The sequence below is a fragment of the Lacisediminihabitans profunda genome (assembly GCF_008040105.1).
GTDB classification, from domain to species: domain Bacteria; phylum Actinomycetota; class Actinomycetes; order Actinomycetales; family Microbacteriaceae; genus Lacisediminihabitans; species Lacisediminihabitans profunda.
The window spans coordinates 50,367-74,810 of record NZ_VRMG01000015.1; the positions used below are offsets into that span (position 1 = coordinate 50,367).

The 24,444-nt window shown below is 68.5% G+C and carries 23 protein-coding genes; 10 read left to right on the forward strand and 13 right to left on the reverse strand.

Going from position 1 to position 24,444, the window contains the following annotated elements:
- Window positions 1–106 precede the first annotated feature (106 nt).
- The 5 genes from FVP33_RS17405 (at window position 107) to FVP33_RS17425 (ending at window position 5,343) form a co-directional block, all read left to right on the forward strand.
- Window positions 107–1,312 carry a nucleotide sugar dehydrogenase gene (locus FVP33_RS17405; RefSeq protein WP_147784966.1) on the forward strand — a complete coding sequence of 402 codons (1,206 nt, stop codon included), beginning with the start codon at window positions 107–109 and terminating at the stop codon, window positions 1,310–1,312.
- Window positions 1,309–2,064: a glycosyltransferase family 2 protein gene (locus FVP33_RS17410; RefSeq protein WP_147784967.1), complete on the forward strand. Its 756-nt coding sequence runs from the start codon at window positions 1,309–1,311 to the stop codon at window positions 2,062–2,064. Before FVP33_RS17405 ends, FVP33_RS17410 begins: the two co-directional genes overlap by 4 nt.
- Window positions 2,061–3,095: an NAD-dependent epimerase/dehydratase family protein gene (locus FVP33_RS17415; RefSeq protein ID WP_147784968.1), complete on the forward strand. Its 1,035-nt coding sequence runs from the start codon at window positions 2,061–2,063 to the stop codon at window positions 3,093–3,095. Before FVP33_RS17410 ends, FVP33_RS17415 begins: the two co-directional genes overlap by 4 nt.
- Before the next feature lie 12 nt (window positions 3,096–3,107).
- Window positions 3,108–3,959 carry a dTDP-4-dehydrorhamnose reductase gene (rfbD, locus tag FVP33_RS17420; RefSeq protein WP_147785106.1) on the forward strand — a complete coding sequence of 284 codons (852 nt, stop codon included), beginning with the start codon at window positions 3,108–3,110 and terminating at the stop codon, window positions 3,957–3,959.
- A gap of 244 nt (window positions 3,960–4,203) precedes the next feature.
- Window positions 4,204–5,343, forward strand: a complete 1,140-nt coding sequence (locus FVP33_RS17425; RefSeq protein WP_147784969.1) for a glycosyltransferase family 4 protein — start codon at window positions 4,204–4,206, stop codon at window positions 5,341–5,343.
- 11 nt (window positions 5,344–5,354) lie between these two features.
- Here the strand turns inward: FVP33_RS17425 and FVP33_RS17430 are convergent, their stop codons facing one another.
- Genes FVP33_RS17430 through FVP33_RS17440 form a run of 3 tightly spaced genes read right to left on the reverse strand, consistent with a single transcriptional unit; the run spans window position 5,355 to window position 8,340 of the window.
- Window positions 5,355–6,689, reverse strand: coding sequence for an LCP family protein (locus tag FVP33_RS17430; RefSeq protein WP_147784970.1), 1,335 nt, complete (start codon window positions 6,687–6,689; stop codon window positions 5,355–5,357).
- Window positions 6,686–7,180: a 5-(carboxyamino)imidazole ribonucleotide mutase gene (gene purE, locus FVP33_RS17435; RefSeq protein ID WP_246142404.1), complete on the reverse strand. Its 495-nt coding sequence runs from the start codon at window positions 7,178–7,180 to the stop codon at window positions 6,686–6,688. Before purE ends, FVP33_RS17430 begins: the two co-directional genes overlap by 4 nt.
- A 5-nt stretch (window positions 7,181–7,185) precedes the next feature.
- The gene (locus FVP33_RS17440) at window positions 7,186–8,340 is read right to left on the reverse strand and encodes a 5-(carboxyamino)imidazole ribonucleotide synthase (RefSeq protein WP_147784971.1); all 1,155 of its coding nucleotides are present in this window, start codon (window positions 8,338–8,340) and stop codon (window positions 7,186–7,188) included.
- 76 nt (window positions 8,341–8,416) lie between these two features.
- Here FVP33_RS17440 and FVP33_RS17445 point away from each other — a divergent pair, with 76 nt between their 5' ends.
- Window positions 8,417–8,941: a GtrA family protein gene (locus FVP33_RS17445; RefSeq protein WP_147784972.1), complete on the forward strand. Its 525-nt coding sequence runs from the start codon at window positions 8,417–8,419 to the stop codon at window positions 8,939–8,941.
- Here the strand turns inward: FVP33_RS17445 and FVP33_RS17450 are convergent.
- Both FVP33_RS17450 and FVP33_RS17455 read right to left on the reverse strand, forming a co-directional pair.
- Entirely contained in the window at window positions 8,938–9,474 is a 537-nt protein-coding gene (locus FVP33_RS17450) for a PH domain-containing protein (RefSeq protein ID WP_147784973.1), read from the reverse strand. The genes FVP33_RS17445 and FVP33_RS17450 overlap by 4 nt on opposite strands.
- 3 nt (window positions 9,475–9,477) lie before the next feature.
- Window positions 9,478–10,287 (reverse strand): biotin--[acetyl-CoA-carboxylase] ligase, encoded by an 810-nt coding sequence (locus tag FVP33_RS17455; RefSeq protein ID WP_147784974.1) that lies wholly within the window; start codon window positions 10,285–10,287, stop codon window positions 9,478–9,480.
- Window positions 10,288–10,395: 108 nt separating this feature from the next.
- Here FVP33_RS17455 and FVP33_RS17460 point away from each other — a divergent pair, with 108 nt between their 5' ends.
- Complete coding sequence (locus tag FVP33_RS17460) at window positions 10,396–11,967, forward strand: acyl-CoA carboxylase subunit beta (protein WP_187270803.1); 1,572 nt, start codon at window positions 10,396–10,398, stop codon at window positions 11,965–11,967.
- On the forward strand, window positions 11,964–12,200 hold the full coding sequence (locus tag FVP33_RS17465) for an acyl-CoA carboxylase subunit epsilon (protein WP_147784976.1): 237 nt from the start codon (window positions 11,964–11,966) through the stop codon (window positions 12,198–12,200). The genes FVP33_RS17460 and FVP33_RS17465 overlap by 4 nt, the downstream gene beginning before the upstream one ends.
- Before the next feature lie 607 nt (window positions 12,201–12,807).
- On the opposite strand, the gene FVP33_RS17470 is transcribed toward FVP33_RS17465, so the two are convergent.
- From FVP33_RS17470 to FVP33_RS17485, 4 genes are all read right to left on the reverse strand, one after another.
- Entirely contained in the window at window positions 12,808–13,863 is a 1,056-nt protein-coding gene (locus tag FVP33_RS17470) for a hypothetical protein (protein WP_147784977.1), read from the reverse strand.
- Complete coding sequence (locus FVP33_RS17475; RefSeq protein ID WP_147784978.1) at window positions 13,860–15,032, reverse strand: sensor histidine kinase; 1,173 nt, start codon at window positions 15,030–15,032, stop codon at window positions 13,860–13,862. The genes FVP33_RS17470 and FVP33_RS17475 overlap by 4 nt, the downstream gene beginning before the upstream one ends.
- 88 nt (window positions 15,033–15,120) lie before the next feature.
- Complete coding sequence (locus FVP33_RS17480; RefSeq protein ID WP_147784979.1) at window positions 15,121–15,822, reverse strand: response regulator transcription factor; 702 nt, start codon at window positions 15,820–15,822, stop codon at window positions 15,121–15,123.
- Between the two features lie 149 nt (window positions 15,823–15,971).
- Complete coding sequence (locus tag FVP33_RS17485) at window positions 15,972–17,216, reverse strand: class I SAM-dependent RNA methyltransferase (RefSeq protein ID WP_147784980.1); 1,245 nt, start codon at window positions 17,214–17,216, stop codon at window positions 15,972–15,974.
- 65 nt (window positions 17,217–17,281) lie between these two features.
- Between FVP33_RS17485 and FVP33_RS17490 the strand changes: the two genes are divergently transcribed.
- Window positions 17,282–17,908 (forward strand): Maf family protein, encoded by a 627-nt coding sequence (locus FVP33_RS17490; protein ID WP_147785108.1) that lies wholly within the window; start codon window positions 17,282–17,284, stop codon window positions 17,906–17,908.
- 117 nt (window positions 17,909–18,025) lie between these two features.
- Complete coding sequence (locus FVP33_RS17495) at window positions 18,026–19,783, forward strand: acetyl/propionyl/methylcrotonyl-CoA carboxylase subunit alpha (protein WP_147784981.1); 1,758 nt, start codon at window positions 18,026–18,028, stop codon at window positions 19,781–19,783.
- A 28-nt stretch (window positions 19,784–19,811) separates the two neighbouring features.
- Here FVP33_RS17495 and FVP33_RS17500 read toward each other — a convergent pair whose 3' ends face one another.
- From FVP33_RS17500 to FVP33_RS17515, 4 genes are read right to left on the reverse strand one after another with little or no spacing between them, the layout of a single operon-like run.
- The gene (locus FVP33_RS17500) at window positions 19,812–21,053 is read right to left on the reverse strand and encodes a kynureninase (protein WP_147784982.1); all 1,242 of its coding nucleotides are present in this window, start codon (window positions 21,051–21,053) and stop codon (window positions 19,812–19,814) included.
- Entirely contained in the window at window positions 21,050–22,084 is a 1,035-nt protein-coding gene (locus FVP33_RS17505) for an amidohydrolase family protein (protein WP_187270788.1), read from the reverse strand. Before FVP33_RS17505 ends, FVP33_RS17500 begins: the two co-directional genes overlap by 4 nt.
- Window positions 22,081–22,935 carry a tryptophan 2,3-dioxygenase gene (kynA, locus tag FVP33_RS17510; RefSeq protein ID WP_147784984.1) on the reverse strand — a complete coding sequence of 285 codons (855 nt, stop codon included), beginning with the start codon at window positions 22,933–22,935 and terminating at the stop codon, window positions 22,081–22,083. Before kynA ends, FVP33_RS17505 begins: the two co-directional genes overlap by 4 nt.
- 31 nt (window positions 22,936–22,966) lie before the next feature.
- Window positions 22,967–24,403 carry an NAD(P)H-quinone dehydrogenase gene (locus FVP33_RS17515; RefSeq protein WP_147784985.1) on the reverse strand — a complete coding sequence of 479 codons (1,437 nt, stop codon included), beginning with the start codon at window positions 24,401–24,403 and terminating at the stop codon, window positions 22,967–22,969.
- Window positions 24,404–24,444: the final 41 nt, after the last annotated feature.

Here is a 24,444-nt window from a genome sequence, read left to right on the forward strand (position 1 = left end):
GGGAGCCACCCGTTCTGGCGCTCTCGTCGCACAGGTATATTGGCTGGAAACCCCGCCCAGCCGAGATCCGCTCGTTTCGAGTGCCTCCGCGATCCCGAGGACACCAATGCCACGAGAATTCGACAACGACGTCGTCGTCGTCGGCGGCGCCGGCCACGTCGGCCTGCCGCTCGCGATCGCGCTCGCCGACCGTGGGGCGTCCGTGGTGATCTACGACCTCAGCGAAACCGCGGTCGCGCTGATCAACGGCGGCACGGTTCCGTTCCTCGAGCCGGGGGCCGAGCCGATGCTTCGCGGGGCTCTCCTGGCCGGACGCATCCGCGCCACGACGGATGCAGCGGTCGTCGGCGACGCCCGCAACATCGTCGTCGTGATCGGCACGCCGGTGGACGATCACCTCAATCCAGACCCGAATGCGATCCCCAAGGCACTCGGCGCCTGCAGCCAATACCTGCGTGACGGGCAGCTGCTGGTGCTGCGCAGCACCGTGTACCCGGGAGTGACCGCCCTCGTCGAGAGGATGATCGCGGGTCTCGGGGTGGACGTTCCCGTGGCCTTCTGCCCGGAGCGCATCGCCGAGCACCGGGCGATGACCGAGCTGTTCAGCCTGCCGCAGATCGTCTCCGCCCGCACGTCGGCGGGGCGGGAGCGCGCCGCCGAGCTCTTCGGACTGCTCACCGAACAGATCGTGCACCTCGAACCGGAGGAGGCCGAGCTCGCGAAGCTCTTCACGAACACCTGGCGGTACATCAAATTCGCCGCGGCGAACCAGTTCTACATGATGGCCAATGATCGCGGACTCGACTTCGAGAAGATCCGCGCCGGGCTCACCAAGGACTACCCGCGGGCGAGCGACATGCCCGGCCCGGGCTTCGCCGCCGGTCCGTGCCTCTTCAAGGACACGATGCAGCTCGCCGCGTTCAGCGACAACACCTTCAGCCTCGGGCACTCGGCAATGCTGGTGAACGAGGGCCTGCCGCTCTACCTCGTCAGCCGGCTCGAGAAGCGATTCGACCTGGCGAACGCCACCGTGGGCATCCTCGGCATGTCGTTCAAGGCCGAATCCGACGACATCCGCTCGAGCCTGTCGTACAAGCTGCGTCGGGTGCTCAAGTTCAAGGCGAAGGGCGTGCTGTCCACCGACCCGTACGTCTCCGAGGAGACCGATGACACTCTCCTGCCTCTCGACCTCGTGCTGGAGAAGGCCGACATTCTCGTGATCGCCACCCCGCATCCCGAGTACCGGGACTTGCGCACGGACAAGCCCGTCGTCGACGTCTGGAACATCCTGGGCAACGGGGTATTGGTGTGACGCAGCCGACGCACCGGGTGTCGATCATCATCCCGGCCTACAACGAGGGCGAGCACATTCTGCCCGGTCTGCGGCGCATCGTCGCGGCCGTCACGAGCGACGCCGAGATCCTCGTCGTGGTCGACAGCGCGGACGACACGACGATCCCGCCCACCGAGCTGTTCGCCATCGATCACCCGCAGGTGCGGGTGATCGTCAACGACTACGGGCGCGGACCGGCGAACGCCCTGCGCTACGGCATCGACCACGCGAACGCGCACACGCTCGTCGTGACGATGGCTGACGGCTGCGACGACCCGCGGCAGATCGACGACCTCGTTCTGCTCGTGGAGCGCGGAGTGGTGATCGCCGCGGCCTCGCGCTACATGGCCGGCGGCCAGCAGGTCGGGGCGCCACGCTTCAAGAGCCTCCTCTCCCGCACCGCCGGGCAGTCCCTGCACGCATTCGCGAATGCGGGCACCCGGGACGCCACCAACTCGTTCAAGGCCTACGACGCCGCCTTCGTGCGCTCCGTCGGCATCGACAGCCGGGACGGCTTCGAGATCGGGATCGAGCTCACGGCGAAGGCGCGGCGCCTGCGACTGCCGGTGGCCGAGATCCCGACGATCTGGCTCGACCGCACCGCCGGCACCACCAACTTCCGGGTGGCCGCCTGGATCCCCAAGTACCTGAGGTGGTACCGGTTCGCCTTCGGACCCCGCCTCACGCTCGACCAACTGAACGCCATTTCAAAGAGGAGCCCCACATCATGACCGAACCCACGAAGGTGGTCGTCACCGGCTCGGCCGGATTCATCGGCGGCTACATCGTCGAGGAGCTCCTGCGCGAGGGCCACAAGGTGGTGGGCGTGGACAACTACTCCAAGTACGGCCGGGTCGTGAAGTCCTACGACTCCCACCCCGACTACGAACTGATCGTGGGCGACGTGCAGGACGTCGACCTGATGACCCGCGTGCTTTCCGACGCCGATCACTTCATCGCCGGCGCCGCACTCATCGGCGGCATCTCCTACTTCCACACCTACGCCTACGATCTTCTCGCCCAGAACGAGCGCATCATCGCCTCCTCGGTGGATGCCGCGATCGCCGCCCACAAGGCAGGTCGCCTGAAGAAAGTCACCTACATGTCGAGCTCGATGGTCTTCGAGTCCACCGACCGCTGGCCGAGCAAGGAGGGCGACGAACGCCTGGTCCCGCCGCCCCTGTCGTCCTACGGCTTCCAGAAGCTCGCCGTCGAGTACTTCGCCCGCGCGGCCTGGGACCAGTACAAGCTGCCGTACACGATAGTGCGGCCGTTCAATTGCGTGGGGATCGGCGAGAGCCGGGCGCTCGGCGACGTCGAGATCGACTCCGGAAACGTGACCCTCGCGATGAGCCACGTCGTGCCGGACCTCGTGCAGAAGATCGTCAAGGGGCAGGATCCCCTGCACATCCTCGGTGCGGGCGACCAGGTTCGCCACTACACCTATGGCGGCGACCTCGCCCGCGGCATCGTGTTGACCCTCGACCACCCGAACGCGCTCAACACCGACTTCAACATCTCCACCGCATCCGGGCACACCGTCACCGAACTCGCCGAGGTGATCTGGCGCAAGATCAAGGGCGAGGGCGTTCCGCTTCGTCTCGTGCACGACGAGGGCTACGAGCACGACGTGCAGAAGCGCGTGCCAGACACCACGAAGGCCAGGGACCTGCTCGGCTTCGAGGCGACCACCACCCTCGAGGACATGCTCGACGAGGTGATCCCGTGGATCCAGGCCGCGGTGAAAGATGGCACGATCTAAGGCGTGACCACTTTGCGATACCTCATCACCGGAGCCGGCGGAATGCTCGGCACCGACCTTCGGCTGGCCCTCACCGGGCGGGACGTCACGGCGCTCACCCGTGCCGACCTCGACGTGACCGACCTCGACACGGTGCGCGCGGCGGTGGCGGGCCATGACGTCGTGATCAATGCGTCCGCCTACACGAAGGTCGACGATGCGGAGAGTCACGAGGCCGAGGCGTACGCCGTGAACGCGACCGGGGCGCAGAACCTGGCGATCGCGGCGGCGGAGTCCGGGGCGCGGCTGGTGCAGGTCTCCACCGACTACGTCTTCGACGGCTCGGCGACCTCGCCCTACGACGAAAGCACCCCCCTGAACCCGATCTCGGCCTATGGACGCACGAAGGCGGACGGCGAGCGATTCGCCACGGCGGCCCACCCAGACGGCACGTACATCGTGCGCACGGCCTGGTTGTACGGGGCGAACGGCGGCAACTTCGCGCGGACGATGCTCAAACTCGCCGCGACCCACGACACGGTGAGCGTCGTGAACGACCAGCGCGGCCAACCCACCTGGACCGCGGATCTCGCGGCGCAGATCGTGACGCTGCTCGACTCCGAGGCCGCCCCGGGCATCTACCACGGCACCAACTCCGGCGAGGCGACCTGGTTCGACTTCGCCCGTGAGGTCTTCCGCCTGGCCGGTCTCGACCCGGAGCGCGTGCTCCCCACCACGAGCGACCAGTTCGTGCGCCCGGCCCCGCGACCCGACTACTCCGTGCTCGGGCACGCCGCGTGGCAGCGGGCAGGCATCCCCGAGATGCGCGACTGGCGCGAGGCCCTCTCGGCAGCGAACGACGCCGGAGTGCTCTCCGCCGGTTGATCACCGCTCGGTGATCTCCTCACTGCGCCCCTCACCGAGGTCCCCCTTCGGCAGAATGTGCCCCTGCGTAGCGATCACGCTGGGTCGACGAGCACCATTCGCGACAAACGGGCCCAGTGGCGGGTGGGGGTGGCCGCGGGAACGGATGCCCGGGTCCGGCAGTGGCCCCCATTCGTGGGGCACGCTCGTCGGCTGGTAAAGTCGAGCGGTGGCCCGGCAGGCCCGAAAACTTCATTGGAGCGACATGACGACCCTTCGCGTGATCGTGGACCAGATCGTGGCCCCGATCCCCGGCGGCATCGGCAGGTACACCGAGGAGCTCACCCGCGAGCTGATCCACACGGCGCCGCTCGGCTGTGAGGTGACCGGTGTCGTCTCGGCCTCACCCGAGCAGGACTACGAGCGCATCACCACCCTGCTGCCCGGTCTCGCCGGCCTGTTCAAGAGCGCCCTCGCCCGGCGCGAACTCGAAGTAGCCTGGCAGTTCGGTCTCACCCGCCTGCCCGGCTCGGGAATGCTGCACGCCCCCGGCCTCTTCGCCCCGCTCTCGAAGCACGACCGGCTCAACAACGTGGGCGATCAGACCGTGGTCACGATCCACGATGTCATCCCGTGGACCCACCCCGAGTCGCTCTCGCCCCGACGGTTGGCCTGGTACAAGGCGATGACCAAGCGGGCATACAAGTACGCGGATGCCGTGGTGGTGCCGACGCACGCCGTGGCTATGGAACTGGCGGAGATCTACGACTTCGGCGACCGCATCCGGGTGATCGGCGGTGCGGTCAGCTCCAAGCTGACGACGCCGATCGACCCGGAGGCGCGCGCAGAGCGGCTCGCACTTCCCGACCGGTACATCCTGAGCATGGGCACCCTCGAGCCGCGCAACGGTCTCGTCCCGCTCATCCAGTCGCTGTCCCGCCCGGAACTCGACGGAATCCCCCTGCTCATCGCGGGCCCGGAGGGCTTCAAGGGGCTCGACCTGACCAGCATCGCCGCCGAGGCCGGACTCGAGGAGGGCCGCGTGCGCTCCCTCGGCTACCTCGCCGACGCCGACCTGGCCGTGGCCCTGGGGCGCGCCGCGGTCTTCGTCTTTCCGAGCCTCGCGGAGGGTTTCGGGCTTCCCGTGATCGAGGCGTTCAACTTCGGAACGCCCGTCGTGCACTCGGATGACGCGGCCGTGGTCGAGGTCGCCGCCGGTGCCGGCCTCGTCGTGGCCCGAGACGACCCGGAGGGCTACCCCGACCGGCTGGCCGCGGCCATCTCCACCGTTCTCACCGACCAGGAACTCGCGAGCCGGCTGGGCTTCCTCGGCCAGGACCGCGCGGGCGCGTTCAGCTGGAAGGACTCGGCGGAGAAGGTCTGGCAGCTCCACGCCGACCTCTAGAGTCAGAAACGCTACGGCGCGGGCGTCGCCGTCTTGGGCGCGAGAGCCTGGGCGACGAGCTGACGGATCTTGCTGAAGTCGGGGTTGCCCGGCTGCACGACGGGCGGAACGAGCTCGAGGTGCGCCACCGGGAGCTTGCGCGACTTCTCGGCGAGATCGACGAAGCCGCCGAGCGCCGAACTCGGCACATCGGTCTTCACGACCTGGGCTCCCGCCTGCGCGATCGCCTGGAACTTGCTCACGATGATCGCGGGTTGGAACTGCTTGATGATCGCCTCCTGCACGAGTCGCTGGCGCGCCATCCGCTCGAAGTCGTTGCTGTCGTAGCGCGTGCGGGCGTACCAGAGGGCCGTGGCGCCGTTCATCTTCTGGGTGCCGGCCTCGACCCAGCCGGTGGGCTTCGCCCCGGTGACTCCGCCGATCGGCGTGCGAGTCGGCACGTCCACCGTGACGCCGCCCAGCGCGTCAACGAGGTCGGAGAAACCCTGCATGTCGATGAGGCCGAAGTACTGGATCTTGATGCCGAGCACGCCTTCGACGGCATCCCGCATCGCCTCGATCCCCGGCAGGCTGCCGTTCGTGACGGCCTTCGGGTACAGGGAGGGGTGCTCTTCTCCGTAGGTGTACAGGTAGTCGATGAGGCACTTGTCGCCGCAGTTGTAGCCGTTGGGGAACGGGCCGTAGAGGGGTGAGCCCGTGACGAACGGGATCTGCTCGAGGTTGCGGGGGATGCCGATGATGGTGGTCGCGCCGGTCGCGGCGTCGATGCTCGCGACGGAGGTGCTATCCGGACGGAGTCCCGTGCGGTCGGGTCCCGCGTCCCCGCCGAGCAGCAGGATGTTGTATCGGCCGTTGACGGGCGGGGCCATCGTCGATCCGGCGAAGATCTGGCCGAGTGCCGAGCGGGCGCTCCCGGCCGTCACGGCGGCATAGCTGGCGCCACCGGCCGTCGCCACGAGAGCGAGCACCGCGAGGGCCGCGATGAACGGGCGCGTGATCGGGGCGGCGCGGATCAGCCGCACGAGCCGCAGCGTGTCCAGAGTGAGCACGATCCAGAGGATCGCGTATCCGGCGAGCGCCACCTGCGCCACGGTGAGCACGATCGGGTTGGTCACGATCGTGTAGAACACCGGATGCGCCACGAGGTAGACGACGAGGCTGAGGAGGGCGACCGCCCAGAGCAGGAAGGTCGTGCCGACGCCGAAACGACCCAGCCTGCGGTTGCCCGCGAGGATCTGCGCCGAACCGGGGATGAGGATGTTGAGTCCCACGAGCCACCAGGCCCGCTTGGTCATGACGTTCGGGGAGCGGAGGTCCGGGTCGCGCACCGGGTTGACGGCGGTCACAGCGTCGACTTCAGCGCGGCGTTCTTCTGCGCGACCAGAGCCTCGAGACCCTTCGCGTATTCGGACAGTCGCGTCGCCAGGGACGGGTCCGAGACGGCGAGAATGCGGATGGCCAGCAGGGCCCCGTTCCGGGCCCCACCGATCGAGACGGTGGCGACGGGAACGCCGGCCGGCATCTGCACTATCGAGAGGAGCGAGTCGAGGCCGTCGAGTTTGGAGAGGGCCACCGGCACTCCCACGACCGGGAGCGTCGTGACCGACGCCAGCATCCCGGGCAGGTGCGCGGCGCCGCCCGCGCCGGCGATGATCACTCCGAGGCCGCGACCGGCCGCTTCCTTGCCGAACGCGATCATCTTTTCGGGGGTGCGGTGCGCCGAGAGCACCTCGACCTCGTGCTCCACGCCGAACTCCGTGAGGGTCTCCGAGGCGTCGCGCATCACGGTCCAGTCGGAATCTGAACCCATGACAACGGCGACCCGGGGCTCTGGCATAGGCATCAGCCTAGATTGTCGTCCTGAAAATACGCCGCAGCGGCACGCGCCTGATAGGCCACCTCGTCGAGATCGTCGCCGCCGGCGGTCACATGGCCCACCTTGCGGCCCGGCCTCGGCTCCTTGCCGTAGTTGTGCACCTTCACCGTCGGCTGGTCGCCCAGGGCGGCCGGGTATCGGTCGGCGAGCGAGCCCTCGGCCGGCCCGCCGAGGATGTTCACCATCACGGACCACTGGTCGCGCGTTCCGGTGGCCCCGAGCGGCAGGTCGAGGACGGCGCGCAGGTGCTGCTCGAACTGGCTCGTCGTCGACCCGTCGATGCTCCAGTGGCCCGTGTTGTGCGGGCGCATGGCGAGCTCGTTGACCAGCAGCCGCTCGTCCATCGTCTCGAACAGCTCCACCGCGAGCACTCCGGTCACGCCGAGTTCCTCGGCGACGGTGGTGGCGATCTCGCAGGCGACATCGGCGAGCTTCCCGGCCGATCGTGGGGCCGGGGCGATCACCTCTGCGCACACTCCGTCGCGCTGGATGCTCTCCACCACCGGCCAGTTCACGATCTCGCCGGATGGGCGCCTGGCCACCAGCTGCGCGAGCTCCCGACGAAAGTCCACGAGTTCCTCGGCCAGCAGCGGGTCGCCGACCGCGAGCCAGTCGGCGATGTCGGTCGACGAGGAGACGACGCGCACGCCCTTGCCGTCGTAGCCGCCGCGCGCCGTCTTCACGACCGCCCGGCCGCCGTTCGCCTGGAGAAACAGGTCGAGTTGCTCAGCCGTTTCGATTCGCGCCCACTCGGGCACAGGCACCCCGAGCTCGGACAGCCGCTCCCGCATCAGCAGCTTGTCCTGGGCGTAGACCAGCGCATCCGGACTCGGATGAACTCGCACTCCGCGTTCGACGAGCTCGCGCAGGATCTCGGTCGGCACGTGCTCGTGGTCGAAGGTGACCACGTCCACCCCCTCCGCGAAACGCAGGACATCCTCGCGCTCGCGGTAGTCCCCGATGGTGGTCGCGGCGAGCGCGGCAGAATCTCCTGAGTTTTCGGCGAGAACATGGAGTTCGATGCCGAGATTCACCGCGGCCGGGATCATCATCCTGGCGAGCTGTCCGCCTCCGATTACGCCTACTCGCACGGGACTGTCTCCATCCTGTCTCGGGTGCATCGCCCTGCTCTCACACGGAGCCGGGCTACTATGCTCAGTGTCTCATTCTCCCCCATGGCCAGTTAGGGTCTGCGTGATGTCTCGGCTGCAGAGCTTGATCAGTTACCTGTACGAACGCATCATCCGCTACGCCTTGAAATTCGGCGTGGTTGGATTGGCCGGCTTCTTCATTGACGTCGGCATCTTCAACGCGCTCAGGCTCGGGGCATTCGGAGCGGACCATTTCTTTCAGCAGCCGCTCGGGGCGAAGATCGTCTCCGTGACCATCGCGACGATCGTCACGTGGTTCGGGAATCGATACTGGACGTTTCGAGAGCATCGCCGCGAGAACTTTGTGCTGGAGCTCATCGAATTCGGGGCCATCGCCGTGGTCGGAATGGGCATTAGCCTGCTGTGTCTCTACATCTCGCACTACGTCTTGGGGTTCAACACTCTCCTCGCCGACAACATCTCCTCCAATGTGATCGGACTGTTTGTAGCCACTGCCTTCAGGTTCCTCATGTATCGGTATTGGGTGTACGGTCCACACCGCAGCGACGGACTCGCGGCCCGCAACCGGCGCGACGCCGAGGGCGCCGACCGGACGACGACTCCCGTCTAGCGCGTGCCCCAGGCCGTCGTCTCGTCCGACGCCCTCGACGCCTCGGCCTGTCGGCGAGCGGCGATCGGGTTCAGGCTGCGTTCCATCAGGTCGTGCAGCGCACTTTGCACGAGGTCGGCGCCCGGCACGTCGCGCAGCAGCACCGGATGCTCGAGGCCGGCGTTGATGAAGACGTCGCCGCTGCCGAACATGCTCTGCAGGGAATTCTGCCGAACGGTCACGTCGTAGCCGCGGCTGTGCAGCAGTTCCTGCCGCACCCGCACGAAGAATCCGGTGCGGATGATGATGCGTCGAGTGGTGATGATGTAGCGCTTGCCCAGCCAGGCCAGGAGCGGCAGGAGCCAGAGCAGCACGATCACGAGGGTGCCGCCGGCGAGAACCGCCACGTTCTGCCACTGTTCGGAGAAGTCTCCGTTGAAGTACGCCATCGCACCGACGGTGGCGATCAGGACGAGGCTCGGCCAGAACAGCACGCGACCGTGCGGCCTCAGCCGGGCGACTACCCGTTCGCTGTCCTGCTCGTCGCTTGCCATGTCCTATTCATACCGCAGATGTGTCACGTCCCCGGCGGCGACAGCCACTACGCGGCCATCCGTCGACCGGGTGACGACGAGCCTGCCGGTGCGATCGATCTCGGTGGCCGTTCCGACGAGAACGTCTCCTCCCGGCAACTGCACCTTCACCTGCTGGCCGAGCGTGCTGCAGAGTTCGCCGACCGCCTCCGCCACACCGCTCGCCCCGGGGTCGGCCCCGAGCCGGAGGAACTCGGCGTAGAGGGGCGTGAGCTCACCGAGGAAACCCGCGAGCGCGGCATCCGCGAGTTCCGGCAGGGCGGCGGATGCCCCGAGAAGCGAGAGGGACGTCGAGGTGGGAGTGGGCAGCTCGTGCTCCTCGAAGGCGAGGTTGAGCCCGGCGCCGATCACGACGGCATCCTGGCTCGGGAGCAGTTCGGCGAGCAGCCCGGACACCTTGCGGCCGTCGACCTGCACGTCGTTCGGCCACTTGAGCGTCACGGAGTGGTCGGGCACGAGCGCGGCGACCGCCCTGGTCATCGCCACCCCGGCGATGAGCGGCAACCAGCCGAAGTTCTCCAGGCCGAGCGGCTCCCCGGCGGGCAGACGGGGTCGCAGCAGCACCGAGATCGCGATCGCACGCCCGGGCGGCGCGACCCAGACCCGGCCGAGCCTGCCGCGGCCCTCGGTCTGGTTCAGCGTCACCAGCGCGGAGAGGTCGGGCCACTCGTCGCCGTGCGTCGACGCCCGCCGCACGAGCTCGGTGTTCGTCGAGCCGCACTCGTCGAGAATCTCGAGTCGTGCCGCGAGCCGTCTGCTGCGAGGAAAGTCCATGCTCCAAGGGTACGGCCGACCATGCTTTGGCCGGTGTTTTGTAGATGATCACCAGCGGTTGCGTCCGATCGTGAACGCTAAAGTGAACGGGTGACTGCAGACAACGACATGTATACGACGGCGGGCAAGCTCGCCGACCTCAAGGTGCGCTACCACGAGGCCGTGACGGCGAGCGGTGAGGCGGCGATCGAGAAGCAGCACTCCAAGGGCAAGAAGACTGCCCGCGAGCGCATCGAACAGCTGCTCGACCACGGGTCGTTCGTGGAGCTGGACGAATTCGTCCGTCACCGCACCCACGCGTTCGGCATGGAGAAGAAGCGTCCGTACGGTGACGCAGTCGTCACCGGCACCGGCACCATCCACGGTCGCCAGGTCGCCGTCTACAGCCAGGACTTCACCATCTTCGGCGGATCGCTCGGCGAGGTCGCCGGCGAGAAGATCATCAAGGTCATGGATCTCGCCCTCAAGACGGGCGTGCCGATCATCGGAATGCTCGACTCGGGAGGCGCGCGCATCCAGGAGGGTGTCGTCGCGCTCGGCAAGTACGGCGAGATCTTCCGCCGCAACACTGCCGCGTCCGGCGTCATCCCGCAGATCTCGATCATCATGGGCCCGGCAGCCGGCGGCGCCGTCTACTCCCCCGCCCTCACCGACTTCGTGATCATGGTCGACAAGACCAGCCAGATGTTCGTCACGGGCCCGGACGTGATCAAGACGGTCACTGGCGAGGACGTGGGAATGGAGGAGCTCGGCGGCGCACTCACCCACAACAAGGTCTCCGGTGTCGCCCACTGGCTCGCCGCCGACGAGGATGACGCCCTCGACTATGCCCGCACCCTGCTGGGCTTCCTGCCCGACAACAATCTGGCCGAGCATCCGGTCTATGAGAGCAGCGTCGAACTCGAGACGACCGACGAGGACCGTCGCCTCAACGTCCTCATCCCGGACAGCCCCAACCAGCCGTACGACGTCGTCACAGTGATCGAGCACATCGTCGACAACGCCGACTTTCTCGAGGTGCAGCCGCTCTTCGCACCCAACATCGTGATCGGATTCGGCCGGGTCGAGGGACGATCGGTCGGCATCATCGCCAACCAGCCGTCGACGATGGCCGGCACGCTGAACATCGATGCCGGGGAGAAGGCGGCGAGGTTCGTGCGGTTCTGCGATGCGTTCTCGATCCCGATCCTCACTCTGGTCGACACCCCCGGGTACCTGCCGGGCACCGATCAGGAGTGGACCGGCGTCATCCGCCGCGGGGCGAAACTGCTCTACGCGTACGCCGAGGCGACGGTGCCCCTCGTCACGGTCATCGTGCGCAAGGCCTACGGCGGCGCCTACATCGTGATGGGGTCGAAGCAGCTCGGAGCCGACCTCAACTACGCCTGGCCCACCGCGGAGATCGCGGTGATGGGCGGCCAGGGGGCCGTGCAGATCCTCTACCGCAGCGAGATCAAGGCCGCGGAGACCGCCGGCGAGGATGTCGCCGCCGTGCGCACCAAGCTGGCCAACGAATACACCTACAACGTCGCGAGCCCCTTCCTGGCGGCCGAGCGCGGTGAGCTCGACGGCGTGATCGAGCCGGCGGCAACCCGGGTCGTCGTGACGAAGGCCCTCAGGGCCCTCAGGACCAAGCGCGCGAGCCTCCCGCCCAAGAAGCACGGGAACATCCCCCTGTGAGCGGCAGCGAGGCGCAGGAGGCCGCGGAGGCGATCACCGTGCTCGGCGGGGATCCGACCCCGCTCGAGCTGGCCGCGGTCACCGCGGTCATCACGGCGATGCTGGATGAGGCGCAGGACGATGACGACTCACGCCTCGCTCGGGGCGGACAGAGCGCGTGGCAGCGGAGCCAGCGACAGCTGCGCGGCACGCTCGTGCCCGGATACGGCGCCTGGCGGAGCTTTTCCGGCTAGGTTTCTGGCCTAATCACCCCCGAACGAGTGCCAATTCTGCGGTATCCAAAGCGCGGAGGCTTCGATTCGACGAATTCCGCATCCCCACCTGCGGATACCGCCGGTATTGGGACACGTGACGGAGGAAAAGTTCCCTCTTTTGCCAAACGTACCCCGGCATCCGCACTTGTGGCCCGGGAATTCCCGGTATTTTCGGCCCTCGAACGGGTGACAGGGTACAAAATTGTCCCCCGGAAGTCCCCCTAAGTGACGACTTTGCGGTACGGTCTGTGCATTGCAGTATTGACAGTGCTAGGTGTTTCTCCTTGGAGTGACACCACCATTCATTAGCCAACTAGGGTAAGCGGGCTAATGATTTGGGGGCGGGTCAGGGCGATATTCGGGTTATCGCCCTGACCCGGGGCTTCGAAACGGGATCGGCCTTCGGGCCGGTCCCGTTTTCGCGTCCGGCCGCTGCCACGTCCTGTCTCTGCCCGAGACGCGTTTCTCCGGAGGTTTCGGCGCACCGGGCGACAAGTCCGCCGGAGTTGCCCGCATCCGCGGGCTACTCCACCGAGGTCCGCGCGAAACCTCCGGAGAAACGCGTGGCAGAAACGGCGAGGGGTGCCTACAGGGTGCTCGCGTGCTCCCGCGCGGCGACGCGGGGAATCTCCAGCCAGAGGTCGACCTCGTCTTCCTCGTCGTCGACGCCGTGGCTGCCGAGCGCGCTCGCGTGGCCGTCGTCGCTGGAGGAGAGCCCGACCACCGTCACGGCGATGTCCGAGCCCTCGGGCACCGTGCGGGCGATGAGCTTGCCGGTCTGGGTGTCGCGGATGGCCTCGGCCAGGCGATTGAGCACCCTCTCGAGCTCGTCGTCGTCGAGATCGTCGATGCCGCCCTCGTCGAGCAGGGTGACCGTGGTGCCCTTGCGCCTGGCCACCATCACCTGTTCGCGCACCCGGTCGTTGAGCAGCTTCCGGCCGCGGATCTCGTCGCGGATGGCGCCCTCCAGGTACAGGCACTCCCGCCGTTGCGCCTCGGTGAGCTCCCCGCCCACGGAGACGATCCTCTGCAGCATCGGCAGGGACATCCGGCTGGTCTGGCCGAGACGGAACTGGCGCTCGGACACGTGTGCCTCCTGCGCCGCCCGCCACTCGACGGCCTCGCGTTCGGCCAGCGCGTACTGGCGGGTGTCCCGGCTGGCCTTGGCGAGCGACAGCGACAGCGCGTGGGAGACGGCCACCCAGGCCGTGCTGCCGATGACCCCGTAGGCGAGCAGGCCGCCGACACCGGACCACGCGATGGTCTCCACGATGAGCGCGCCGGTGCCGATCCAGGCGAAGGTGTGCCGACGCCGGGTCGAGGTGATCACCATGAGCGTGCCGATGGCCGCGGTGTGCCAGGCCGCATAGCTGTCGCCGACGACCTTGTTGAGCTGGCTCGTGACGAGCAGGGGAACGACGATGGCGACCACGGCGTTGAACGCGGCGAGCCAGAGCGGCATCCGCGCGGTCCTGGACGGCCAGAGGCTCGCGACGGTGGCGATCGCGTACAGGAGCATGGCCGCCACATACGGCCCCTTCTCCCTGGGCACGTCGATGGACACGCTTGCGAGAAGCAGGTGGTAGGCGGAAAAGATCGCGGCGAGGCCGATGATCAGGTATCGGGGGACGGTGATGTTCACGAGGCGACCTGCTCCCAGCCCGCGTCTGCGAGGGTCGACGCGGTCGAGGGCCTCGGCCACAGGATGCGGATGACGGTGCCCTCCCCGGCGTTCGACTCGATCTCCACCATGCCGCCGGCGTTCGCCACCCGCTCCATGATCGACACCCTGAGGCCGAGCCGCTCACTGGGAACGGTCTCGACCGCGAAGCCGGCTCCCGTGTCACCGACCTCCACGCGGATGCCGCCGGACTCGCCCTCCTCGATGGAGAGCCAGCGCGTCACCTGCGGTCCGTGGCCGGCGTGCTGGAGGCTGTTGACCATCGCCTGCACGGAGGCCGAATAGACGGCCTCTGCCGACTGCACAGAGATGATCCCGGTGCCGACCTTCTGGGCGCGAAGTTCGAAGGGCGCGGAGAGGGTGGAGGTGGCGCCCATGATCCGGTGGGCGAGCTGGTCCATGCTCATGGTGGCGTCGTCATCCGGCGACGTCTCCGCCGCGTCCTTGAGGTGACCGATCGCGTTGCGCGCCATGCGGGTGGCGAGGTCCTTCGCCTCGGGCGTGTATGCCCGCGCCGCGGAAAGCAGGGTGGTGAGCACGCTGTCGTGCACGATCGAGTCGACCTGCACGCGCTCGACCTCCGTCGCGTGCTGCCGCACGGCGTGCGCGTAGCGCTCGAGGGCAGCCACCTGAGCAGCGTCCACCGAGGCCGCGGCCTGTCGGAGGAGGGTGATGAGGATGAGCACGCCGCCGCCGAGGATGATCGCGTATGCCGTGTCGAGGGCGGCGGACTCCCAGCTCTTGCCGCCGCCGGATGGCGTGATCCGCACGATTCCGTAGAGGATCGGCGCGACGAAGAGGTAGACGGTGGCCGCCCAGGTGCTCAGGGCCACGGCAGCCGTGGAGGTCGCCACGGTCACCAGCAGCCACAACCAGGGGCGGTCCGGCTCGACCGTCGTCGGGTTCATCGCGACGAACGGCCAGCTCGCGAGGGCGGCGAGGAAGGCGAAGGCGATGTAGGCGTTCACGGCGCGCACGAACTTGCGGGCGAACGACGCGACAACGGCGGCGAGGATGCCCCCGAAGATCGCCACGATCATCAGCGACGCGAACGCCTGCTGCATGTGCGGCAACTGGTCGAGAACCACCGGCACGGACTGCGCGCCGAACACGAGTCCGATGATCGCCACGGAGCGCGAGACGACGGTTTCGATCTGTCGGCGACTGATCGGATTGTGAGGCTGTCTCCCGAGGGCCTCAGCCGGATCCGGTGCCGACCTAGCGGCCATCGGCATCCGGGTCCAGGCCCGGAAGGATGCCGTCTTCGACGGCCCTGCGAAGCAGATCGACCTTGGTGGGAGCCGGGCGACCGACCTCCACGTACTTCACGCGGATCCGATCGAGATACTCGCGAGCCGTGGAATAGCCGATGCCGAGCTGCTGCGCGGCGAGCTTGAGTGGCAGGCCGGAGGCGTAGAGGTGCAGGATCTCCCGCTCCCGCCGGCCGAGCTGTGCCTTCGCGAAGTCGCGGTCGGCGTCGATGGCCGTCGCCCACTCGAGGTTGTTGAGCACCTCGCCGCGCGCCACGGTCTCCACCGCCGACATCACGGTCTTCGTGGCCGACGACTTGGGAATAACCCCGGCGGCCCCGGCGGCGAGCGCCTCCCGAACGGATGCGACGCGGTCGGCGATGCTGTGGATCAGCACGGCGGATCCGGTTGCCTGCACGCGCTTCACGTTCTCGGTGACCGTCGAACCGTCGCCGAGCGAGAGGTCGAGCACGACCACATCGTTTTCCCGGCCGTTGAGGTTGTCGACGAATTCCTGAACGGATGCCGCAGCGAGAATGAAATCGAATCCGGCGTCGATGCAGGCCGCCTTCAAACCGAGCCTGACGGATTCGTGGTCGTCCACCACCGAGACCCGCACGCCGGTAGGGCGCGCGCTGGCTCGCGGCTCATCGATCGTCGTCTGCTCCATGGCCGATCCTGTCTGCGCAGTTGTTCTGAAACCCAGCTGTTCCTGACCCAATGGTAATGCTCGCGGACTCTCCACAGGCGCTAGAGGCGCGCCATGACGGTAGCGAGTCACGATTCCGCCGGCCGCCGAGAGGCGCCCGCGGCGGGGCATCAGGCGCGGGTCAGGGTGGCGACGGCCTCGACGTGGTGGGTGTTCGGGAACAGGTCGAAGGCGCGAAGGCCGCCGAGCTCGTATCCACCGGCCGCGAAGAGGGCCACGTCGCGGGCGAGCGCGACCGGGTCGCAGGCGACGTAGACGATTTGCGCCGGCCCGAGCGCCACCAGCTCGGCGACGACCTCCTTGCCGGCGCCGGACCGCGGAGGGTCGAGGATCACGGTGCCCCGACGCAGGCTGTCCCGCTCGTGCGCCCCGGCCGTGGCCCCGAGCCCGCGGAGGAACTGCTCGACGCGCGCGGTCACCGCCGCGGCTCCCGTCCACTCCACGAGGTTCTCGGCGGCGTGATCGGTGGCCAGGGAGTCGCTCTCCACGGTCGTGATCCGCACGTGATTGCCGAACCGGTCGCCCACGGCGGCGGCGAGCAGGCCGACCCCGCCGTAGAGGTCGAGATTGGACGCCCTCGGGTCGAAGAGCGACTCGTCGACGGCGTCCTGCACGGCACGCGTCAGGGTCTCCGCGGCGTGCTGGTGCACCTGCCAGAAGCCTCGGGCGTCGAGGCGGAACTCGCGCTCCCCCACCCGCTCCGTGATGCGATGCGCGCGACCCCGGTCGGCGTTCGTCGCGCCTCCGGCCAGCACGAACGGGTTGCCCACCGAGGGCACGACGATGTCCACGTGGGCGGAGCCCGGGAACTTCTCGTCGAGGGGGGCGATCGCGGCAAGCGCCGGGGTGGCGAGAGGCAGGTCGGTCACGGCGATCACGCGGTGGGATCGTGCGGCGTACGGGCCGGGGGTGCCGTCTTCGGCCACCTGCAGTCGCACGCGAGTGCGCCATCCCGTGCCGTTGTGGGGGCCCGGAAGCGCCTCAACGGTCGCCTCCGTGGTCACCCCGGCCATGCGGGAGAGCGAGTCGGCGAGCACCTGCCGCTTCAGCTCGCGCTGATGGGCGATGTCGATGTGGCCGAACTCGGCGCCGCCCGCCCGGTCCTCTGGCGCGCGGTCGATCGACGCGGCGGCCCAGACGTGCGGTCGACGATGCTCGGAGGCGGTGATCACCGAGAGCGTCTCGGCCCGCCAGAACGACTTCTTCGAGTCCTCGGTGATACGGGCGAGCACGCGTTCGCCCGGAATGGCGTCACTCACGAAGATCACCCGGCCCTCGTGGCGGGCGACCGCCACACCGCCGTGAGCTACGTTGGTAACCTCGATCTCGACCGTCTTGCCCTGCATTTCACCCATCCCCCGAGCTTGCCACAGAGCGGCCCGGACATTCCCCGGGAGCGACCTTCGTGACGAAAGCACCAGTGCGTCTCTACCTCGCATCGACCTCGCCGGCGAGACTCGCCACCCTGCGGGCCGCCGGCGTCGAACCGGCCGTGCTCCCTTCCCGAGTGGACGAGGATGCCGTGGTCGCCGCGGCAGGACCCCTCACCCCGAGCGAGATGGTGCTGCTGCTGGCGCGCGCCAAGGCCGAGGCGGTGACCGGTCAGCTCGTGGACGCCGAACCGATCGACGGGTTCATCCTCGGCGGGGACTCGGCGTTCGAACTCGACGGCATCGTCTACGGCAAGCCGCACCGCCCGGAGGTGGCGCGCGAGCGGTGGCTGCTGCAGCGCGGGCGCACCGGTCATCTTCACTCCGGGCACTGGCTCATCGATCACCGCGGCGGCGGCATTCGTGGCGCGGCGGGCGCGGTGGCGACGGCCGGGGTGACCTTCGCGGACGACATCTCCGACCACGAGATCGACGAGTACATCGGTACCGGTGAACCGCTCCAGGTCGCCGGCGCCTTCACGATCGACAGTCTGGGTGCGCCATTCATCACGTCCGTCGACGGCGACCCGCATGCCGTGGTCGGCCTGTCGCTCTCCACCCTGCGGTCGCTGTTCCTCGAGTTCGAGGTTTCCTGGCCGTCGCTGTGGAACCGGTAGCGGCGCTCAATCGCGCGGGGGACCGGGCCGAGTTGTAGAGGATCTCACCGCCCCATCCGGCTTTTTTGTAGCCCACCGCCAAAGGCGTACCCGTCCCGACCAATAGGCTAAAGAACTATGCCCCGCATCACGAAGCTCCTGATCGCTAACCGAGGCGAAATCGCCGTCCGAGTCATCCGGGCGGCAAAGGACGCGGGGATACCCGCGGTCGCCGTCTATGCCGACCAGGATCGCGACGCGAGGCACGTGAAGCTCGCCGACGAGGCGTATGCCCTCGACGGCGCAACGAGCGCCGACACCTACCTGCGCGCCGACAAGATCCTGTCGATCGCCCGGCGATCCGGTGCCGACGCCGTGCATCCCGGCTACGGATTCCTCGCCGAGAATGCGGAGTTCGCGCGTTCCGTGATCGACGCCGGCCTGATCTGGATCGGGCCATCGCCCGACGCCATCGAGAAGCTCGGCGACAAGGTGTCCGCCCGCCACATCGCGGAGAAGGTGGGGGCGCCCCTCGCCCCCGGCACCCTCAACCCGGTGTCTGGCGCCCAGGAGGTGCTGGACTTCGTCGACATCCACGGTCTTCCCGTGGCCATCAAGGCGGCCTTCGGCGGGGGCGGCCGCGGCCTCAAGGTGGCCCGCACGCGCGAGGAGATCCCCGAGCTGTTCGATTCGGCGACCCGCGAGGCGATCGCCGCATTCGGCCGGGGAGAGTGCTTCGTGGAGAAGTACCTCGACCAGCCCCGCCACGTCGAGACCCAGTGCCTCGCGGACGCCTACGGCAAGGTCGTGGTGGTCTCCACCCGCGACTGCTCGCTACAGCGACGCCACCAGAAGCTCGTGGAGGAGGCCCCGGCGCCCTTCCTCACCGACGAACAGAACGCCCTGCTCTACTCGGCATCCAAGGCGATCCTCAAGGAGGTCGGATACCTCGGGGCCGGCACCTGCGAGTTCCTCGTAGCCAAGGACGGCACCATCTCCTTCCTCGAGGTGAACACTCGACTGCAGGTGGAGCATCCGGTGTCCGAGGAGGTCACCGGCATCGACCTGGTCCGCGAACAGTTCCGGCTGGCCGAGGGCGGCGCCCTCGACTACGACGATCCCGTGGCGGAGGGGCACTCCTTCGAATTCCGCATCAACGGCGAGGACGCCGGACGCAACTTCTTCCCGGCTCCCGGCCCCGTTCACGCGCTCCGCTTCCCCGGCGGACCCGGGGTGCGCGTCGACAGCGGAGTGACCACGGGCGACGTGATCAGCGGGGCATTCGACTCGCTTCTCGCCAAGCTCATCGTGACCGGGTCGTCCCGCGAGGACGCGCTCGAGCGTTCCCGTCGCGCCCTCGATGAGTTCGAGATCGCCGGGTTGCCCACCGTGCTGCCCTTCCACCGCAAGATCGTGCGCGACCCCGCCTTCACCACGGCGCCGTTCAGCATCTACACCCGCTGGATCGAGACCGACTTCGTGAACGACATCGAGCCCTGGAGCGGGTCGCTCGCCGATACCCCGGCGGCCGCGCCCCGGCGCAGTGTCGTCGTGGAGGTGGACGGCAAGCGCATCGAGGTGACCCTGCCCGCGCGCCTCGTAGCCGCGTCCGCCGGAAGCGCAGCCCTGGGACCGGCCCCCCGGCGCCGCGGAGGAGCCGGAGCGGTCGTCACCGCCACCGGGGACTCGGTGAAGGCCCCCATGCAGTCCACGATCGTCAAGCTCGCGGTCGCGGAGGGCGACGTCGTCGTCAAGGGCGACCTCATCCTCGTGCTCGAGGCGATGAAGATGGAGCAGCCGATCACCGCGCACAAGGACGGCACCATCGCGAACGTCAACGCCGCGGTGGGCGCAACCGTGTCATCCGGTTACCTGCTGCTCGACATCGCGAGCTGACGCGGGCCGCTGACCGACCACGAGCCGATTAGCCGGCGGCCGGATTCATCGCGTGTCGGATCGCGGCCAGGCCGGCGAGCAGCTCGGCGAAGGTCGTGCTCAGCGGCGACAGCCCGATCCGGATGCCGTCCGGAGCGCGGAAGTCCGGGATCACGCCCCGAGCCCAGAGCTCGGCGGTCACCTCTCGGAAGCCGTCGTGCCGGATCGTCACGTGGCTCCCCCGGCGCTCCGGTTCACGGGGGGTCGCGACGGTGACGCCGAGCGGCGCGAGCCACGCGTCCACGACGTCGAGCGTGAAGTCGGTGAGCAGCAGGGACTTCTCCCGGATGTCGCCGAGGCCCGCCCGCTCGATGAGGTCGAGCATGTCCTGCATGGCGAGCATCCCGACCACCGGCGGGGTGCCGCTGATGAAGCGCCTCATGCCGGCGGCCGGCCGGTACTCCGGTGCCATCGCGAAGACGTCGCTGGCCCCCATCCAGCCCCAGATCGGCTGCTGCAACCCGGCCTGCAGGTCTCGACGCACGTAGGCGAAGGCCGGCGACCCCGGCCCGCCGTTCAGGTACTTGTATGTGCAGCCGACGGCGATGTCCACGCCCCACTCGTCAAGCTCGGTGGGCACGACCCCCGCCGAGTGGCAGAGGTCCCAGAGCACGAGCGCCCCGGCCGAATGCGCCTCCTCAGTGATCGCCTGCGCGTCGGCGAGGTAGCCGGAGCGGTAGGCGACGTGGCTGAGCACCACGAGGGCGGTCGAAGCGGAGACGGCATCGCGCACCTGCTCGACGGTCACGCCCCGCTCCGGGTCCACCGAGATCCAGCGCAGAGTCATTCCGCGTTCGGCGGCCACCCCCTCCAGCACGAACCGGTCGGTGGGAAAGTTGTCGTCGTCGACGACGATCTCGGTGCGTCCGGGGCGGGCGTCCACCGCCGCGCGGATGAGCTTGTAGAGCAGCACCGTCGTCGAGTCGGCGACCACGGTCTGGCCGGGCGCCGCGCCGAGGGTGAGCGAGCCGATCCGGTCACCGAGGGCGAGAGGGAGGTCCATCCACCGTTCGTCCCAGGACCGGATGAGGCGGCTGCCCCATTCACGCTCGAGGAAGGATGCGAACCGGTCGCCGGTGACCCGGAGCGGGCGGCCGAGCGAGTTGCCGTCGAGATAGGCGACGACCTCGTCGCTCGGAACGAATTCCGCGGCGAATCGGCCGAGCGGGTCGGTCTGGTCGAGCTGCGCCGCACGACCGGCGAGGTCGGACGCATCCAGTGATGTGTTCATGAGTAGATCTCCTCCATCGTGACGAGCGAAACGACCGATGCGGTCGACAGCCAGCTCGCGCCCTCCCGGCCCGGCGCGACCTCTCCGGGGATCCAGGTGAAGCGTGCTCCGAAGCTACCGGATGACCGGATGAGCGCGCGGACCAGGTCGCCGGTCGACAGCCCGGCCTCGCCTAGCGCCGCGAGCTCCCGGGCGTTGAGGCCGACCGGGAGGGGGCCGTTGCCGAGGTCGGTGCCGTAGAGCACGCGGCCGCCGAGGGCGGCGAACCGACCGAGGTTGTCGATGGCGGTGTCGTACGCGCGGCCGCGGTCGCCCCAGCCGTGGATGTCGAGGGTGCTCGTCCACGCGCAGCGGGCGGCGGAGGCGGCCACCTCGTCATCGGTGAGTCGCTCCGTCCACGGGGTGTGCGCGAGCGTCTCGACTCCGGCGGCGACGGCCCGCATCGCCTGGCCCGGCCCCTCGGCGTGCGCGACCACGGGGAGGTCGGCCGCGTGCGCGGCGGCGACGACGTCCTCGAGGAGGGCGTCCGACCAGACCGGCCCGGCCTCGCTGTTGAGCGCGATCTTGATCACGCTCGCGCCGAAGCCCACCATCTCCGCCACGGCGGCCGACGCCTCGGCGCCGGTCGACAGCTCACGAACGGCTTCCGGCGGGGCCCAGGATCGATCGCCCGGGTACCCGCCTCGGGCGGTCAGGAAGGCGCCCGCGAACTCTACGTCGACGGCGTCCGGCCCGGTCGATCCGGCCCACCCCGATGCCACGGCCGGGTCCCAGCCGAGGTCGACCACCCGGGAGATTCCGCCGGCCACGAGCCCACTCGCGTCGACCAGGCCGAGGTGCACGTGCGAGTCGACGAAACCGGGCAGGATCGTTCCGGCCAGCCGTGGTCCGGCATGGTGCGCGGAACCGGCGGGCGAAAGGTACTCGAGCGCGCCGTCGCGCACCCGCAGCAGGCTGGGGCCGCGCCATCCGCCCAGCCACACCTCGTCGACCCGAATCGGGTCTGAGGCGGTGGGGGCGTCGGCGTTCACCGGCCGATTTCGGTGCGAACCGCGAACAGCTCCGGAAAGAAAGTGAGGTCGAGGGCGCGCTGGAGGAAGCCGACGCCGCTCGATCCGCCGGTGCCCCTCTTCATGCCGATCGTGCGCTGCACGGTGCGGAGGTGCCGGAAGCGCCAGAACTGGAAGTTGTCCTCGAGGTCGACGAGCTCCTCGCAGGCCTCGTAGATGCGCCAATTCTCGTCGGCCGAGTCGTAGATCGCCGTGAACACCGGCACGAGTTCGGGCGTGAAGGTGTACGCCTTCGTCACGTCCCGCTCGAGCACGCTCGCCGGCACCGGATGCCCCTGCCGGTGCAGGAAGCGCAGGAACTCGTCATAGAGGCTCGGCTCCTCGAGCAGGTCGGCGAGCACCTGCCGGGCGACCGGGTCACTGTCGAACACGGCGAGCACCTTGGCGTTCTTGTTGCCGAGGATGAATTCCACGGCGCGGTACTGGTGCGACTGGAACCCGGATGCGTTGGCGAGGGAGTCGCGGAACTGGGCGTACTCGGTGGGGGTGAGGGTGGCGAGTACCGACCACTGCTGGGTGAGCGTCTCCTGAATGTGCTTGACCCTGGCGATGCGCTTGAGCGCGGTGCCGAGGTCGTCGGCCTTGAGCAGCTCGCGCGCCGACCGCAGCTCGTGCAGCAGGAGCTTGATCCAGAGCTCGCTCGTCTGGTGCTGGATGATGAACAGCATCTCGTCGTGATGCTCCGGGACGCTGAGCGGATGCTGCGCGCCGAGCAGCTCGTCCAGGGCCAGATACGACCCGTAGCTCATCCGCCCGGCGAGGTCGGTGACGATGCCCGGCTCGATCGGCCTCGTGTTGTCCTCGATGCTCACCAGCGCTCCTCCTCCTTGGTTGACGCCGTCTTCAGTTGACGATGTGCATCGCGCGGGCGGCATCCGTGATGGAGTCGGAGAGCGAGGGGTAGACGGCGAACGCGCGGGCCACCTGGTCGACGGTGAGCCGATGCTCGACCGCGATCGCGATCGGCAGGATGAGCTCCGACGCGCGGGGCGCGACGATCACGCCGCCGATCACGGTGCCCGATCCGGTGCGGGCGAACAGCTTGACGAAGCCGTCCTTGATGCCCATCATCTTGGCTCGCGGGTTGGAGGCGAGGGGCAGCTTGTAGATCTCGCCCTGGGCGATTCCGTCTTCGATCTGCTTCTGGGTCCAGCCGACCGTCGCGATCTCCGGCTGGGTGAAGATGTTGGAGGCGACGTTGCGCAGCTCGGTGGGGTTCACGGCATCGCCCATGGCGTGGAAGACGGCCGTGCGACCCTGCATCGATGCCACGGAGGCGAGGGGCAGGAAGTCGGAGCAGTCGCCGGCGGCGTAGATGGACGGCATCGACGTGCGTGCGACCCGGTTGACGCGGATGTGGCCGGAGTCAGTGAGCTGCACGCCCGCCTCGGTGAGGCCGATCCCCGCCGTGTTCGGCACCGAGCCGACGGCCATCAGGCAGTGGCTGCCCTCCACGGTGCGACCGTCGCTCAGGGTGGCGATCACGCCGTCCTTGGTGCGCTTGATCGAATCGGCGCGCGACTTGGAGAGGACCGTCATTCCGTTGCGCTTGAAGACGTCCTCGAGCACGCGGGCGGCATCCGCGTCCTCGCCCGGGAGAACCTGGTCGCGGCTGGAGATGAGGGTGACCTTCGAGCCGAGGGCGGTGAAGGCGGAGGCGAACTCGGCCCCGGTGACACCCGAACCGACGACGATGAGGTGCTCGGGCGTCTCCTGGAGCGTGTAGAGCTGGGTCCAGGTGAAGATGCGTTCGCCGTCCGGCTTCGCGCTGGGGAGGATGCGCGGGCTCGCACCCACGGAGACGACGATGGTGTCGGCCTGGATCTCGTCGAAGTCGGTGCTCGTCTTGCCCTTGCCCGTCGACACGATCACCGTGTTGGGGCCGTCGAGGCGACCATCGCCCTGGATCACCCGAACGCCGGCCTTGATCAGCTGGGACTTCATGTCCTCCGACTGCTGGCGGGCGAGGCGCAGCAGCCGCTGGTTGACGGCGGCGAGGTTGACCGTGACCTCGGGCCGCACCGGTCGGCCGGACTCTCCGCGGGTGAAGAACTGCACTCCCAGGTCGGCGGCCTCGCCGATCGCATTCGCGGCCTCGGCCGTGGCGATCAGCGTCTTCGACGGCACGACGTCGGTGAGCACGGCTGAGCCGCCCACCCCGACGCGCTCGATGACCGTGACCTCGGCGCCCATCTGGGCCCCGGTGAGCGCCGCTTCGTAACCACCCGGTCCGCCACCAACGACGGCGATGCGCTGCTTGCGCTCGAACTCATAGGACATGGGCCTATTCTCGCGTGTTGCGGGAAGCCAGCCAAACCGTG

What these genes read in the sequence shown, in the direction of transcription:
- FVP33_RS17455 (WP_147784974.1), bottom strand. Translation starts at nt 10,287, where the DNA reads ATGGACTTTCCTCGCAGCAGACGGCTCGCGGCACGACTCGAGATTCTC.
- FVP33_RS17460 (WP_187270803.1), top strand. Translation starts at nt 10,396, where the DNA reads ATGTATACGACGGCGGGCAAGCTCGCCGACCTCAAGGTGCGCTACCAC.
- FVP33_RS17440 (WP_147784971.1), bottom strand. Translation starts at nt 8,340, where the DNA reads ATGCACCCGAGACAGGATGGAGACAGTCCCGTGCGAGTAGGCGTAATC.
- FVP33_RS17415 (WP_147784968.1), top strand. Translation starts at nt 2,061, where the DNA reads ATGACCGAACCCACGAAGGTGGTCGTCACCGGCTCGGCCGGATTCATC.
- FVP33_RS17425 (WP_147784969.1), top strand. Translation starts at nt 4,204, where the DNA reads ATGACGACCCTTCGCGTGATCGTGGACCAGATCGTGGCCCCGATCCCC.
- FVP33_RS17515 (WP_147784985.1), bottom strand. Translation starts at nt 24,403, where the DNA reads ATGTCCTATGAGTTCGAGCGCAAGCAGCGCATCGCCGTCGTTGGTGGC.
- FVP33_RS17500 (WP_147784982.1), bottom strand. Translation starts at nt 21,053, where the DNA reads ATGAACACATCACTGGATGCGTCCGACCTCGCCGGTCGTGCGGCGCAG.
- FVP33_RS17450 (WP_147784973.1), bottom strand. Translation starts at nt 9,474, where the DNA reads ATGGCAAGCGACGAGCAGGACAGCGAACGGGTAGTCGCCCGGCTGAGG.
- FVP33_RS17495 (WP_147784981.1), top strand. Translation starts at nt 18,026, where the DNA reads ATGCCCCGCATCACGAAGCTCCTGATCGCTAACCGAGGCGAAATCGCC.
- FVP33_RS17480 (WP_147784979.1), bottom strand. Translation starts at nt 15,822, where the DNA reads ATGGAGCAGACGACGATCGATGAGCCGCGAGCCAGCGCGCGCCCTACC.
- purE (WP_246142404.1), bottom strand. Translation starts at nt 7,180, where the DNA reads ATGCCAGAGCCCCGGGTCGCCGTTGTCATGGGTTCAGATTCCGACTGG.
- FVP33_RS17405 (WP_147784966.1), top strand. Translation starts at nt 107, where the DNA reads ATGCCACGAGAATTCGACAACGACGTCGTCGTCGTCGGCGGCGCCGGC.
- FVP33_RS17445 (WP_147784972.1), top strand. Translation starts at nt 8,417, where the DNA reads ATGTCTCGGCTGCAGAGCTTGATCAGTTACCTGTACGAACGCATCATC.
- FVP33_RS17485 (WP_147784980.1), bottom strand. Translation starts at nt 17,216, where the DNA reads ATGGGTGAAATGCAGGGCAAGACGGTCGAGATCGAGGTTACCAACGTA.